This is a genomic window from Methanobrevibacter sp. (assembly GCF_045603845.1).
Lineage (GTDB): Archaea > Methanobacteriota > Methanobacteria > Methanobacteriales > Methanobacteriaceae > Methanocatella.
Map to the genome: position 1 here is coordinate 1 of NZ_JAZUMY010000068.1, position 14223 is coordinate 14223.

17 protein-coding genes, 3 tRNA genes, 1 other RNA gene and 1 pseudogene are annotated in these 14223 nt (G+C 36.2%); 18 read left to right on the forward strand and 4 right to left on the reverse strand.

The window, feature by feature from the left end; genetic code table 11:
* The 5 genes and pseudogenes from ACKI2W_RS06225 to ACKI2W_RS06245 all read left to right on the forward strand — a co-directional run.
* Nucleotides 1-150: pseudogene (locus tag ACKI2W_RS06225) on the forward strand (translation initiation factor IF-2 subunit alpha); the annotation flags it as partial.
* A 6-nt stretch (nt 151-156) separates the two neighbouring features.
* The gene (locus ACKI2W_RS06230; protein WP_407380314.1) at nt 157-336 is read left to right on the forward strand and encodes an RNA-protein complex protein Nop10; all 180 of its coding nucleotides are present in this window, start codon (nt 157-159) and stop codon (nt 334-336) included.
* Complete coding sequence (locus ACKI2W_RS06235) at nt 323-1093, forward strand: proteasome assembly chaperone family protein (protein WP_407380316.1); 771 nt, start codon at nt 323-325, stop codon at nt 1091-1093. Before ACKI2W_RS06230 ends, ACKI2W_RS06235 begins: the two co-directional genes overlap by 14 nt.
* A gap of 24 nt (nt 1094-1117) precedes the next feature.
* On the forward strand, nt 1118-1648 hold the full coding sequence (locus ACKI2W_RS06240) for a DUF2112 family protein (RefSeq protein ID WP_407380318.1): 531 nt from the start codon (nt 1118-1120) through the stop codon (nt 1646-1648).
* Between the two features lie 11 nt (nt 1649-1659).
* Nucleotides 1660-2847 carry a TIGR00375 family protein gene (locus ACKI2W_RS06245; RefSeq protein WP_407380320.1) on the forward strand — a complete coding sequence of 396 codons (1188 nt, stop codon included), beginning with the start codon at nt 1660-1662 and terminating at the stop codon, nt 2845-2847.
* 3 nt (nt 2848-2850) lie between these two features.
* Here ACKI2W_RS06245 and ACKI2W_RS06250 read toward each other — a convergent pair.
* The 3 genes from ACKI2W_RS06250 to ACKI2W_RS06260 all read right to left on the reverse strand — a co-directional run bounded on the left by ACKI2W_RS06250 (nt 2851) and on the right by ACKI2W_RS06260 (nt 3643).
* Nucleotides 2851-2924 (reverse strand) — tRNA-Arg (locus tag ACKI2W_RS06250).
* 55 nt (nt 2925-2979) lie between these two features.
* A tRNA-Arg gene (locus tag ACKI2W_RS06255) sits at nt 2980-3053 on the reverse strand.
* A gap of 92 nt (nt 3054-3145) precedes the next feature.
* The gene (locus tag ACKI2W_RS06260; RefSeq protein WP_407380322.1) at nt 3146-3643 is read right to left on the reverse strand and encodes an endoglucanase; all 498 of its coding nucleotides are present in this window, start codon (nt 3641-3643) and stop codon (nt 3146-3148) included.
* Between the two features lie 163 nt (nt 3644-3806).
* Between ACKI2W_RS06260 and frhD (ACKI2W_RS06265) the strand changes: the two genes are divergently transcribed.
* The 5 genes from frhD (ACKI2W_RS06265) (at nt 3807) to frhB (ending at nt 8258) form a co-directional block, all read left to right on the forward strand.
* Nucleotides 3807-4370 (forward strand): coenzyme F420-reducing hydrogenase, FrhD protein, encoded by a 564-nt coding sequence (gene frhD, locus ACKI2W_RS06265; RefSeq protein WP_407380401.1) that lies wholly within the window; start codon nt 3807-3809, stop codon nt 4368-4370.
* Nucleotides 4371-4741: 371 nt separating this feature from the next.
* Nucleotides 4742-5956, forward strand: a complete 1215-nt coding sequence (gene frhA / locus ACKI2W_RS06270) for a coenzyme F420 hydrogenase subunit alpha (protein ID WP_407380323.1) — start codon at nt 4742-4744, stop codon at nt 5954-5956.
* 18 nt (nt 5957-5974) lie between these two features.
* Nucleotides 5975-6544 (forward strand): coenzyme F420-reducing hydrogenase, FrhD protein, encoded by a 570-nt coding sequence (gene frhD, locus ACKI2W_RS06275; protein WP_407380324.1) that lies wholly within the window; start codon nt 5975-5977, stop codon nt 6542-6544.
* Nucleotides 6544-7395 (forward strand): coenzyme F420 hydrogenase subunit gamma, encoded by an 852-nt coding sequence (gene frhG / locus ACKI2W_RS06280; RefSeq protein WP_407380326.1) that lies wholly within the window; start codon nt 6544-6546, stop codon nt 7393-7395. The genes frhD (ACKI2W_RS06275) and frhG overlap by 1 nt, the downstream gene beginning before the upstream one ends.
* Nucleotides 7396-7406: 11 nt before the next feature.
* Nucleotides 7407-8258 carry a coenzyme F420 hydrogenase subunit beta gene (gene frhB / locus ACKI2W_RS06285; protein WP_407380328.1) on the forward strand — a complete coding sequence of 284 codons (852 nt, stop codon included), beginning with the start codon at nt 7407-7409 and terminating at the stop codon, nt 8256-8258.
* Between the two features lie 55 nt (nt 8259-8313).
* On the opposite strand, the gene map is transcribed toward frhB, so the two are convergent.
* Entirely contained in the window at nt 8314-9231 is a 918-nt protein-coding gene (gene map, locus ACKI2W_RS06290) for a type II methionyl aminopeptidase (RefSeq protein WP_407380330.1), read from the reverse strand.
* An 81-nt stretch (nt 9232-9312) separates the two neighbouring features.
* On the opposite strand from map, the gene ACKI2W_RS06295 reads away from it, so the two are divergent.
* The 8 genes from ACKI2W_RS06295 to ACKI2W_RS06330 all read left to right on the forward strand — a co-directional run bounded on the left by ACKI2W_RS06295 (nt 9313) and on the right by ACKI2W_RS06330 (nt 14203).
* A complete protein-coding gene (locus ACKI2W_RS06295; protein ID WP_407380332.1) occupies nt 9313-9717 on the forward strand; it encodes a hypothetical protein in 405 nt (134 codons plus the stop codon).
* A gap of 8 nt (nt 9718-9725) precedes the next feature.
* On the forward strand, nt 9726-10226 hold the full coding sequence (locus ACKI2W_RS06300) for a hypothetical protein (RefSeq protein ID WP_407380334.1): 501 nt from the start codon (nt 9726-9728) through the stop codon (nt 10224-10226).
* Between the two features lie 74 nt (nt 10227-10300).
* Complete coding sequence (locus tag ACKI2W_RS06305; protein WP_407380336.1) at nt 10301-12598, forward strand: hypothetical protein; 2298 nt, start codon at nt 10301-10303, stop codon at nt 12596-12598.
* A gap of 85 nt (nt 12599-12683) precedes the next feature.
* Nucleotides 12684-12758: transfer RNA gene (locus ACKI2W_RS06310), tRNA-Met, on the forward strand.
* Nucleotides 12759-12779: 21 nt separating this feature from the next.
* An RNA gene (gene rnpB, locus ACKI2W_RS06315) (RNase P RNA component) lies at nt 12780-13059 on the forward strand.
* A 57-nt stretch (nt 13060-13116) separates the two neighbouring features.
* Nucleotides 13117-13431: a hypothetical protein gene (locus tag ACKI2W_RS06320; RefSeq protein WP_407380338.1), complete on the forward strand. Its 315-nt coding sequence runs from the start codon at nt 13117-13119 to the stop codon at nt 13429-13431.
* Nucleotides 13432-13529: 98 nt separating this feature from the next.
* A complete protein-coding gene (locus ACKI2W_RS06325) occupies nt 13530-13835 on the forward strand; it encodes a nucleotidyltransferase domain-containing protein (RefSeq protein ID WP_407380340.1) in 306 nt (101 codons plus the stop codon).
* 65 nt (nt 13836-13900) lie between these two features.
* A complete protein-coding gene (locus ACKI2W_RS06330; RefSeq protein WP_407380403.1) occupies nt 13901-14203 on the forward strand; it encodes a HEPN domain-containing protein in 303 nt (100 codons plus the stop codon).
* Nucleotides 14204-14223 lie beyond the last annotated feature (20 nt).

The following is a 14223-nucleotide window of genomic DNA, read 5'->3' on the forward strand; positions in this document are numbered from 1 at the left end:
TGTGTTGGTGCTCCAAGATACAGAATTACTGTTATATCCACAGATTATATTCTTGCTGAAAAGGCACATAAGGCAGCTGCTGATAGATGTATTGCTGTTGTTGAAGAATCTGATGGAAACGGTTCATTTTTAAGAGAATTAGATGATTAGATTCTTATGAGTATGAAAATGCATAAATGTCCAGAATGTGGAATTTATACTTTAGAGGATAAATGCCCTAAATGTAAAGGCGAACTTAAAGTTATTTATCCTCCAAAATTTTCTATTGAAGATAAATACGGAAAGTATCGTCGTATATTAAAAAAAGAATTAAGGAGTAAAAATGAAAGCTGCTGAAATTAATATTTTAGAGGAAGTAGAATTAGATAATCCTATTTTTATTGAAGCCTTACCTGGCGTTGGTCATGTAGGTAAATTGGTTGCAGACCATATGATTGACGAGCTTGAAGCAACTAAATTTGCAGAAATCTATTCTCCAACTTTCCCGCCACAGGTTTTGGTCGGTGAAGGCGGAATCATTGAGAATATGGTCAATGAACTGTATTACATTCGTGATTTGGGAGAAGATAATGTTGATATCATAATAATTGGCGGAAATACCCAATCTTTATCTCCGGATGGCCAATATGTTGTTTGCAGTGAAATCCTAGACTTTTTAGAACCTTATGGAATTTCCAGAATTTTCACTTTAGGTGGCGTGCCTACAGGTCAGCCTGTTGAAAACCCAAGAGTTCTTGGAGCGGCCAGTGATGAAGCCCATGTCGAACTTTTAAAAGAAATTGGAGTTGAAATGAGATCCAATGACGGCGGAATCGTCGGTGCTTCAGGACTGTTTTTAGGTTTAGGAATGCGCAGGCAGATATATGGGGCATGTTTATTGGGTGAAACCCCAGGTTATTTCATTGATGCAGAATCTGCTGAAGGCGTCTTATTAAAATTAGCTGAATTGCTTAATTTTGAGATTAATACAGAAAAACTTGATGAAAGGGCTGAAGAAACTAGACAGATGTTGGCTAAAGCTCAGCAAATGGAACAAGACCTGATTAATCGAGCCAATGCGGGCAATGCAGATGACTTAAGATATATTGGATAATTATCCAATTTTTATTTTTTTTACATGAATGTTATAGTTATTCCGGATGGCGCTATGATAATAGTGCCGTTGATTGAAAAGAATGGACATACTTATTTGTCTCCGACTAATTTTTCAAAATATGATAATGAACTTAATTTAAATCCTGATTTTAGGGTAAATCTGTCCAGCGAAACTCCCTCTGGCGTCAGGGGACGTATTTCCCTTTTGGCTCCCTTGTTGGATAAGACAGATGCTGCCATTATTTTAGGTCAAAGGCCACCAAAATATAATCCTATGTATGATGTTTTAAATGAACTTATTTTATTTTGCGGCAACGGATGCAATAATGCACATTCACTTGCCGCCAGTATTGTAAGCCAAATAGACATCCCTGTTCTAAGGCTGGCTTATCCGACTACTCGTGAAGAAATCATTGATTTAATTCGCAGGGTTAATCTATTTTTAAAGGACTTTGACGAGTCAGTTAGTGATGACATTAACACTGATTTGAAAAAACCTTCTTCAAGAGTTTCATATTCTGATTTTAAAAAAATTTTTAATGAATCAATTTAATATTTATTATCATGTTTGTTAATGCGGATTTTCATATTCACAGCTGTTTTTCAATGGCTTCATCTAAGGATATGCTGATTAAAAATATTGCTCCTAAAGCCAAACTTAAGGGTTTAAGCCTTTTGGGGACTGGTGATGGTCTTCATCCTAAATGGCTGGATATAATTGAAGAAAATACAGTTAATTCGGCCGAGGGAATTTATTCGACTGATGATGCTGATTTTGTCATAACGACTGAAATTGAAGGCAAGAACAAGATTCATCATCTAATTATCATTCCTGATATTACTATTGCACGTGAAATATCTGAAAAATTGCCCTCAAAAAACAAGAATGTTGATGGAAGGCCTAAAACTAATTTGAATGGGGCTGAAATCTTGGAGCTTGTGCGTGAATATGATTGCCTGATTGGTCCTGCCCACGCATTTACTCCGTGGACAGGAATGTACAAGTCTTTTGACAGTATATACGACTGTTATGAAAAAAAGGTCGATTTTGTGGAGCTGGGTCTTTCAGCAGACACTTATATGGCAGATACTGTTGGGGAACTGAAGGACTTCACTTTCTTAAGCAATTCCGATGCCCATTCTCCATGGCCGCACAGGTTGGGTCGTGAGTTTAATCAGATGGAGCTTCAAGATATTTCATTTTCATCAATAAAACATGCGATAAAACATTCGGATATCAAAGCAAATTATGGTCTTGTGCCGAACTTGGGAAAATATCACATGACTGCATGTACCAAATGCTTTAAATTGGTTGATCCCGAAATTGCAAAGTCAGCTAAAATGAAATGCGGTTGTGGGGGAAGAATTAAAAAAGGTGTTGATTACAGGATTTCTGAAATATCTGATTTTGATGAGCCACATAGTCCTGATTTCAGACCGCCTTATGTTCATTTGATGCCTTTGGCTGAGCTTATTTCAACAGTCTATGGCAAGGGAGTCACGACAAAGACAGTTCAGAATATCTGGCAGAAATTGGTCGATGCTTTTGGAAGTGAAATCGATGCATTGATTAATGCCGATATTTCTGATATTGAGCGAATTGATTTGAATGTTTCCAAGGCAATTGAAGCATTTAGAAATAATACGATTGATGTCACTCCTGGCGGTGGGGGAAAATATGGTGAAATCAATTTTGATTTGGAAGCTAAAGAGAAAAATAGTCCTAAAATACTTACTTTGGATAATTTTTAAAAACGGACTTGGAGGGATTTGAACCCTCGATCTTAAGATTAGGAGTCTTACGCCCTTCCAGACTAGGCTACAAGCCCATAATGTAATTAGAGTTAAGTAATATTCCAATAAAAAAATAAGTTTTTATGAAAGCGGACCCGCCGGGATTTGAACCCGGGGTCTTCGGATTAGAAGTCCGACGCCCTATCCAGCTAGGCTACGGGCCCTCATAAACATCAATTAATTATTTTGTTTTTCTTATTATATATAGTTATTTATTAGTATAAAAATAAAAAAATAGAAAGGTAAATTTTTCAATTTACGCAAGGTCAACATGACCTGTTCTATCGTTTATAGCAAAACTGCTTACGATGGTATCGTCTGTACTGTTATAAATATTAACATACCAGTATCCACCTGAATATGTTGGAGTTCCAGCATAACATCCGGATACTTCTACATGATCCATTGCGATTGACCTGATTTGTGAGGATGTGTGTACTGTTCCTGATCCAGAACCTCCTCCGGATCCGCCGCCAGAGCCTGAACCTGAACCTCCACCAGTTCCTGATCCACTGCCGGTTCCTGAACTTGATCCGCTTCCACCACTAGATGACCCGCTTCCAGAACCTGTAGATGTTCCTGTGTGGGTTGTATTATTTCCAATACCTCCGCTACCACTACTTCCAGACCCGGAATCCATACTTGCCAAATCTGAAAATACTGCATCTTGATTATTTATTATACCGTAAGCTGCAACTGCTGTCGCAATACATAATACAATTATAATAGAAATAATTAAATTTGCTTTATCCATAATTGCACCTCCTATATAATATTTTTAAGTATTGAATTAAATTTCAACAATTGATTAATTTTATGTCTATTAAAATACTTAAATGTTTTTTAATACACAAATTTTAATAGTTATGTTATAAATAATTTACTATATTGATTATGGAATAGGAGGATTTTTGGAAATGCCTTATCATGCTAAAACCATAGTTGTTGGAAGTGGAAACATACTTTTCAAAGATGACGGGTTCGGTCCTATTGTTGTAAACTTGTTGGAGAAATATTTTGAAAATGAAACTGAGGATGATTTTGATCCGATGGTGATTTCCTATATTGAAAATGAATTTTCAAAGGAGGTCCTCAAGGAAGTTGAAGCTAAAGTCAGAGATGTTGATTTGACCGGTGAGGTAAAATTCATCGATGCGGGCAATGGTGCAACACACTTCATATTTTCCCTTCCTGATGAGTGCTGGGAAAAGGTAATTGTTGTTGATGTCGTTGAGTTTGACGCCGAACCTGGTACTGTCAGGACATTTTCGCCTTATGAGATGCCCAGGGACAAATATGAAAATGTTCATACCTGGTCTGTTGAAGAACCTCTTCATGAGCTGGCTGAAAGCTGTGAAGTTGTCATAGTGGGCTGCAAACCTGGTGAAATTTCAACCCCCGATGTAAAGTTGGGTCTGTCCGATGCCGTTGAGAAAGCTATACCGGAAGCCGTTGAATCAATTTTAAATGAAATCAAGTAATGTTATTACTTTTTTATTACTTTTATTATTTTTCTGATATTTGTATTGCTCAGTATTACTTTTAGTGATTTTTAATCGGTTTTGCATCGTTATAAATTATTTTTCATATTGATTTATTTTTCATTGTTTTATTTTATTTTTCATCCCATTATCTTTTTTTGGTTTACCTAAAATTTTTACTACTTTTTTTCATTATAGTAATAATTTGTATGTCATTTTTGAAAAAAGCTCGCAGGATTCGGCTCCGATTTTTTATTATATATATTTTACTATTTAATTTTTAAAGTAGTACTTATTAATGTTATTTTAGAAATATATATATCGTTATTTATAAATAACAAATTTTTTAATTACGAAAGAAGGTGACATATTTGAAAGATAGAGTAGTTATATCTCCTACAACTCGTCAAGAAGGTCATGCCGAATTGGTCATGGAAGTTGACGATGAAGGGATTGTTACAAAAGGTATGTATCTAAGTATAACTCCTGTTAGGGGTTTAGAGAAGATGGTTCTTAACAAAGCACCTGAAACCGCTCCAGTTTTATGTCAAAGAATCTGTGGGGTCTGTCCAATTCCACACACTTTGGCTTCCGCTGAAGCAATGGATATGGCATTAGGTATTGAAATTCCTAAAACAGCTAAATTGTTAAGAAAAGCTGTCGCAGCAGCACACGGTATTAACAGTGCAGCAATTCACCACTTCTTAGTTGCACCTGATGTTGTCCCTGAAGACAAATTCGCAGATGCAGTTAACAGTGTAAGTGAAGTCAGAAAAACTGTTCAATACGTTGTTGAAATGATTGCTGGTGAAGGTATTCACCCATCTGATATTAGAGTCGGTGGTATGGCAAGAAACATTACTCCATTCACCAAAGAAAGATTAGTCGAAAGAATGACTGCATTCAAACCAAAACTCGAAGAACACATTGAATTCATCAAAAACTGTGTCCTCGAAGCAGGTTTACCTAACGATTTAGGTGTAGTTAACCAACCATTAATGGCAATGGATGCAACTTACGGTACCAACGAATTTGACATGGACAAATTCTCCGAAGTATTGCCTGAAGCATGGTATGATGATCCTGAACTCGGAACCAAAGCATGTTCAGTTATTCCTTTATGGGAAGGCGTAAATGTTGAAACCGGTCCTAGAGCAAGGATGGAAAAATTCGCAGGTTTCAAAGACAAAGGTGTAGTCGCACAACACGTTGCACGTGCAGATGAAATGATGAAAAACTACAATGCTTGTTTAGAAGCATTAGACGCAATTGATCCTGCAGCACCTGCAAATGTAAGTTACGATAAAAGAGGAACTGGCGAACTTGGATTTGGTGTCATCGAAGGTCCTAGAGGAACTGATGTACACATGGCAAAAGTTGTTGACGGTAAAACCGCATTCTACTCAGCAATTGTACCAACTACTTGGAACATTCCAACAATGGGTCCTGCTACAGAAGGATTCCACCACGAGTTTGGTCCACATGTTATCAGAGCTTACGACCCATGTTTATCATGTGCTACTCACGTAATGGTAGTTGACGATGAAGACAAATCTATTCTTAAAAATGAAATGGTGAGAATCTAAGTTTGGAGGAAATATTAAATGCCTTACAATTCTGATATTATTGTGGTTGGATGTGGAAACATATTGTTTAAAGATGACGGATTCGGTCCTATTCTTATAAATATATTACAGAAATATTTTAATGATACTAAGGATTATTATGATCCGGTTGTAACTTCATATGTCGAAGACGATTTTAATAAAGATATTCTAAGTCATATACACGAAAAATTTGAAGGCGTCGAATTGCCGGATAATGTCCAGTTTGTTGATGGCGGAACCGCAGCTCCTTCCAATTTCTTCCCGTTATACGATCAGTATGATTGGAAAAAATTAATCGTGTTGGATGTTGTTGAGTTTCAGGCAGAACCTGGAACCGTTGAAGTATTTGACCCGAACATAATGCAGGTAGGAAAATATGACAACCCTCATGGAATGACTGTTGAAGAACCTCTTCAAATGATTTCCGAAAAATGTGAGGTAGTAATTGTCGGATGCAAACCTGCCGAAATTCCAACTCCTGATGTCGATATGGGTTTAACAGAACCCGTTGAAAAGGCAATTCCTAAAGCTATAGATATTATTTTAAATGAAATTGGGGTAAAATAATGTTTGATAAATTGAAAAAAGCTTTTGGCGGTTCAGATGAACCAGAAAAACCAAAAGTAGAAAAAAAAGTTGAAGCTGCTCCTGTTAAAGAAGAAGTTAAAGCAGAAGCTCCTGCTAAAACTGAAGCTGCTTCCGCAAAACCTCGTATCGGTTACATTCACTTAAGTGGTTGTACTGGTGATGCAATGTCTTTAACTGAAAATTATGACATTTTAGCTACCGTTTTAACTGATATGGTTGATATTGTATACGGACAAACTTTAGTCGATAAATGGATTCACGGAACTTTCGCTGAAGAAATGCCTGAAATGGACGTATGTTTGATTGAAGGATCTGTCTGTTTACAAGATGAACACAGTGTACATGAACTTTTAGAAGCAAGGAAAAAATCCGGTTTAATTGTTGCATTCGGATCTTGTGCTCTAACCGGTTGTTTCACTACCTACGCACGTGGTGGTCAACAAGCACAACCTAAACACGAATCATTCTTACCTATTAGTTCATTAGTTAAAGTTGACGCAGCACTCCCTGGTTGTCCAGTAGCTCCTGAAATGATTGCAAAAACCGTTGTAGCAATATGCGAAGGCGATTTAGATTACTTAAAACCTGCAATGGATTTAGCTGCATGTAACGCTGGATGCGGTTGTGATGTATTAACCAACGTAATCCGCCAAGGATTATGTTCTGGATGTGGAACTTGTGGTCTAGCTTGTCCAACAAGGGCAATGGGCTATTCTGAAGGTAGACCAAGCTGTGATAGAGACAGATGTATTAAGTGTGGAACTTGTTACGTAATGTGTCCAAGATCATGGTTGCCTGCAGAAAGAATTAAAAAGGAAACAGGACTTTAGGAGGAATAGATATGCCATTAGGTACTTATAAAGAAGCATTATCTGCAAGATCTACTGAACAAAAGATCTTAGATGTATCACAAGACGGAGGAATTGTTTCTGCATTACTCTGTTACGCACTCGATGAAGGAATCATTGAAGGTGCTGTAGTTGCTGGAACTCCTGATGAAGATTGGAGGCCTGTTCCTACTGTTGTGACTTCTTCAGACGAAGTTATCGCAGCTGCTGGAACCAAATATTCCATGTCCCCAACTTTATCTGTATTAAAAGAAGCTACCCGTCAATACGGTCTTGAAAAAGTTGGTGTAGTTGCAACTCCATGTCAAGTACAAGGTTTAAGAAAAGCTAAAGCTTATCCATTCACAAGATTTGTCGCTGATAAAGTAAACTTAATCATCGGTATCTACTGTATGGAAAACTTCCCTATGGCTTCTCTTGACACTTTCGCAACTGCTAAATTAGGATTTGACTCCTTAACCGAAGCTAGTAAAATGGACATCGGTAAAGGTAAATTCTGGTTAACCAAAGACGGTGAAGACAAAGGTTTAGCAATTAAAGATACCCACGGATACGAACAAGCTGGATGTAACGTATGTCAAGATTACGTTGCTGAATGGGCTGATGTATCTACCGGTTCTGTAGGTTCACCAGACGGCTGGTCTACTGTTTTAACCAGAACTGACGATGGTGACAGTATCTTTAAAGCTGCTGTTGACGCTGGTTTAATCGAAGCAAAACCAATGGACGATGTAAAACCTGGTCTTCCTTTACTTGAAAAATTAGCTAAAGGTAAAAAAGACAAAAACACCGCAGAACGTGAAAGAAGAGCAAAAATGGGTGTACGTATCCCTACAATATACTAATCTTCTTTCCTTTTTCTTTTTTTTTAAAAAATAAGTAATGAAGAGGTAAACTCTTCTATAATGTTGTAACTGTACAGCCTTCTTTTTCTACAATCAATGTGTGTTCCTTTTGTGAAACAAAGCAACCTTTTTTCTCTTTGAGTGGCGCATATGGATAGATTGCCATTGCTTCTGAAAGCTGTTTCAATGCAATTCCACCACGTCTTTCTCCGAATTCGTCAGTAATCCATCTGCCTGAAAACGGAACGTACGGATTATTCTTTTGAATGTAATTCAGGACTTTCTGAGTGGATTTCATCCTAAATGGCTTGTTTGCAATATATGAGAAAATGTAGTGTCCCGGCCCGTCATTAACATGGCCGACTCCGGTTGTTGCAAATGGCTCGATAGCTACAGCCTGACCTTCATCCAGTTTGAAAGTATCGTTATTGTCATAATTAGGTACTGAAATTCCGGCATGCAGATTGTATTGCTCCAGGCTGTGTCCCATAAGGTTGAATATCGGATTAAAGTCAAAATCGCTTATTGCCTCATGGACTGCAGCGCCGATTTTGTTAAGCTCGACGCCTGCCCTGACTGTCGCAATGGCCGCCTCAAGTCCTGCCGCTGAAGCTTCAATGAGTTCCTGGTTTTCATTGATCTGGTCTTGTGTGAATCTTTCATCAATGTTTCCGTCAGCCATTACTGTAACTGCTGAATCTGCTATGCATCCGTTCACCATAGCTCCCAAATCCAGTTTAACCAAATCTCCCGCATGAATGACTGTTTTATCATTTGCCGGGGAAGTGTAGTGTGCTGCAACTTCGTTAATTGAAACGTTGCACGGAAATGCAATGTCTGCATCCTGTTTTAATATTTCTCCTTCAACGTATTCGACCAAATCTAAGACCAGGCATCCTTCCTTTATCATTTCTGATGCATCGGTGCGTATTTTTGATACAATTTTTCCAGCTTTTATATAAGAATCAATCATAAATATCACTTTAATAATAAATGTTTATATTTAATAAGGTTTAAATATTTATTATATCTAAATGAAATTGGAGGTAAATTTATGGATATTCCAACAATTCCTGATCAAATGTTTTTATTAATAATATTGATTATTGTTGCATTGGTTATTATTATTGTTGTTGCTCAATGGAGAAGAGTTGCTCAAGCAAAAACGTCTGTTGCAATGCTTGAAAAAGAAATTCAACTTAAAAAAATGTCTATGGTTGAAAAAGATATTGAATCTAAAAGATTAATGGATAATCCAATCCCATTACCTCAAGACCAGCAGGATTCTCTTAAAGCAATCAGACAATCAACTACTGATGTAAGAAATGAGATAGGTTACTTGCATAGTGAGATTAATGAAAGGTTAGCAAGATTAGAAGCACAAACCGAACAAAAGAAATTGGAAAAAATGCTTAAGGAAATCGAAGCTAAAGAGAAAAAACTCAATAGGAATAAATAGGTGTTATTATGGATGCTGTTGAAGCTGTTGCTGTAATTATTTTAATAATAGCTATTATTGTATTGGTTTATTATTATCTTTTAAACAGTCCAAAGACTATGGATAAAATCAAAAGCTATGTTCCGACAAGCGCTGATGCCCATATGAATGAAGTGCTTAACAATAATGCGGAATATGCTGATTTGAAAAAAGAAAAGGAATCCAGTTCCATGACCGATAGAATCAAAGTCAAGTTAAGCGATTTTGACACAGGTATCAGTACCGATGCATTTTCCAACAAACTTGATGCATTTCTCGATGAGAAAAGCGATCAGCTGATTAAAGATTGGGCGCTTGCTACTACTGATGATTTAAAAGAGCTTGAAGCCAAATTTAAAGAGACCACAAGTTCTGTTGATGCTTTGGACAAGGATTATCAGGAATTCAAAAAGTCATCTCAGGAATTCCAGCAAGCTACTGAAGAAAAACTCAATGATATCGATAAGAGAATTGAAGCTTTAGAAAAATAATTCTCTTTTTTTCACTATTTTTATAAACTATTTGTTATAAACATTAATTCATATCATAATTAAGGGGTTATGTTATGAAGAAAATGTTTATATTATTTTTATTTGTTTTTTTACTTATGTTGCCTATGGTTTCTGCAAATAATGAGACTTATTATGTAGGTACAAACACTATGGTGGATGGTCAGGGAACTATTGACGATCCGTATAACAATCTCAATTTGGCGTTAGGCAACAGTGGAGATAATGATATAATTTTGATAAATGAGGGTATGTATACCGGTTCAAACAACACTAATCTGTGGGTTACGTCCAATAATCTGCTCATTAAGGCAAATGGCAATGCTGTCTTTACGGGACCAAAAATCTTTATCAACAATGCCAATAATGTCACGTTGTCCGGTTTGAAATTTGTCAACTGTACAGATACGGTAATATGGAACTTTAAGGACATAAATCTTTACAATCTGAGCTTTTACAATAATCATGCTGAAGATGCATGCTGTGTTGAAAGCGTAAGGGGTGCTACACTGGAAATTGATTCCTGTCTCTTTGTTGAAAATGATGTGACTATGATTGACGCCGGTGCAGTGTCAAATAAGGGAACTGGGAGCATCACGAACTCCACATTCATAGCCAATCATGCCCATAGGGATGGCGGAGCCGTAAGAAATTATGGGGGCATTCTGACTGTCTTCAACTGTACCTTTATCAATAATTCTGCACATGATGATATTGACGGAAGTTTTGGAGGTGCAATTTACCATTGGATAGGAACCCTTAACGTAAGCGAATGTCTATTCGTCAACAATTCTGCCCGTGACTGCGGAGGGGCAATTCATGTCTGCAAGGGAAGAATGCACACTGCATATGCCAACATGACCATTTTCAACAATGTTTTCATCAACAACTATGCAAAGGAAGGCGGAGCAATATATCTGGAAGGATGCGTCGGTGACGTTTACAGCAATGTATTCGTTAATAATAGCCGTGACACGATTTTTTTAAGCGATTATTTCGAACAGTACTTCAACTCAACTATCGACGGCAATTGGTGGGGTGAAAACTCACCTGACTGGTCAAATGTCATCAGACGTCTGGAAATTCCTATTTCTGTAATTACGCTTAATCTTACAGTGGATTCAACAGTTTTAAAGACAAACAAATCAACAGAATATTCATATGATTTTTATTTGGGGGACAATAAGGCCAGTATGCCTGAAAGGGATATTTTTATTTCTTCATCCGGAGGAAATTTGACTGACGGGTTATTTTCATCTTCAGATGAGGGCAAATATTATTTATATGCATGTGCTGATAATGAAAATCTTTCCGTTGAGATAATCGTAAGCGGCAATCAGGTCATTCTGAGTGTGGATGATGTAACCAAATATTATGGTGGGGATGAACGCCTAATTGTTAATTTGACCGATGATAATTCCAATCCGATTGCAAATGCCACGGTTCTAATAAACATCAATGGCAATGAATACACAAGAAAAACCAACAATCAGGGCATTGCTTCACTTGCAATCAATTTAAACAGTGGAGTTTATAATGTAACAACTTCTTATAATTTATTCACTGTAAATTCCACAGTTACAGTCAGGGATACTGTCAACGGAAGCAATCTGGTTAAGGTCTTTAGAAATGATTCCCAGTATTGGGCCACTTTCCGTGACGGACAAGGCAATCTGTTGTCTAAAGGAACTGGGGTGTCTTTTAACATCAATGGAGTCATGTATGACCGTAAGGTTGCAGATAACGGCCTTGCAAAACTCAACATTAACTTGAATCAGGGTAGTTATGTGATAACGGCAATCAATAATGTGACCGGTCAGAGTTTATCAAACAACATTACGGTACTTCCTAGAATTGTTAACAACAGGGACCTGGTCAAATATTATAGAAACGATTCTCAGTATTGCGTTGAGATAATTGGCGATGATAGAAATGCTGTCGGTGAAAATGTAAGCGTCACATTCAACATCAACGGTGTTTTGTATACTCGCTTTACAAATTCCAGCGGAATTGCTAAACTTAATATTAATTTAGGTCCGGGACACTATGTTATCACATGTGAATCAGGGGGATGCATGGTATCCAACAATATTTCCGTGCTGGATGTATTGTTTGGAGAGAATTTGGTTAAAAGTTATGGCAGTTCAGACCAGTTCCATGCTAAATTGCTGGATTCAAAAGGTTTGGCATATGCAAATCAAAGTATAGGTTTCAATATAAATGGCGTTTTTTATACGCGTGTAACTAATGCCAGCGGTATTGCAAGCCTTAATATTAATCTGATACCTGGAAAATACATCATAACGTCAAGTTATAATGGATATAATATTGCAAACACGATTAAAGTTGAATAAATTAATTCAACTTTTCTTATTTTCATCGAAAGTTTTATATATTATCTTAAATATAATATTAATATCGATTTATTTTGTTTTATATAGCAGGGTGGGGTAGTCTGGTGATCCCGCGGGGCTCATAACCCCGAGATCCCTAGTTCAAATCTAGGCCCTGCTACTTTTAATTAAAATTTTCATGGCAAGTTGAAGACAGCTGCTGGTTATTTTAACTAAGGAAACTCCGCCCATCATACAGATTATGGCATTGAAAGATGTATGCTGAGAGGCATGGCAATGGAGCAGAAACGACACGGCTTTTAATGGTTGACGATGATATTTAATTGAGGACATTAAAAGAATCGGTGAAACGGCTATCCCATAAGATGCAAGAGCAAAATTGCTGATGATCACTGTTGTAGGCAAGGTAGTTCGCTAAGATGAATGCTGTTAAAACAGAAGGTGGGTTACTCTCGACAGGCCATGAATATTTAATTACTTAAAACCTTAATCATTACCTGAAGAGTGTTTAATTAATCATGTTGGTTGAAACTGATAACTCAATTAATTTGCTGAATGAATGTGTTTCTATTTTAAAAGAATATGATTTGAATTTAGATGATGTAACTGTTGTTTTTAAAGGGAAAATTATCAATAATCCTGAAGATTTGGATATTGACTATGATAACAGTTGGGGTCATTGTAATTTTGAGGATATTCAACTGATTATTGATGAGCACACTTGGTTTGAAAGGACTAGTTATGATGGATGTGAAAAATTCATATTGAAAGTCCATCCTCTTTTAAGTGAATATAAAAATCAGGAATCACACACAAGATTTTTCTATATATAAATGATGTGTTTTTTTACACATGTGCACTTTCAAAAGATTTAATAATATTTGGGATGTATAATTAACTATAAAATTATTTAATTTCATCGGTGATTATCATGCATAATAGGGTTGAAATTGCTCGTGAATTTGCAGAAGCTATTAAATCAGATTATATTATAAAAATTATACTGTTTGGTTCTGTTGCCCGTGGAGAGGATACAGAAGAATCGGATATTGATATTTTAATTATATCTAATCATCATATGGAAATTGATGATATGATAGCTGATGAAATTGCTTGGATTATGTATGATAAAAATGAGTTAATTTCTGCGCATGTGATGAGTGAGGAGTTATTTTATAAAACCAAATCTTTTTCATTTTTAACTAATGTTTTAAGGGATGGTGTTTCAATAGGATAAAGAAATTATTGCTTTTGTCGATAAGGCAGAAACAAAATTAAAACATAGTAAAACTTTATTATGAAATTGAAGGTTATGCTGATTCTGTTTCTTTATCTTATTATTCAATGTATTTGTGTGCTAAAGCATTGTTAATTAAGAAGGACTGTAATATTCCTAAAACTCATAATGGTTTAATTCAGTTATTTAGTTTAAAATATGTTCATGAAGATGATTTTAAATATAATGTTTATAAATATTTTTCAAATGCTCAATCAAATAGGGAAGATGCTGATTATAGTGCTATTGATAATATCGATAAAAAATTAGCTAAAAAAAGAATCATTGAAGCCGAAGAATTTTTAAAAGAAACTAGAAAATTTTTATAATTAATACCTTTTTTCTCAAT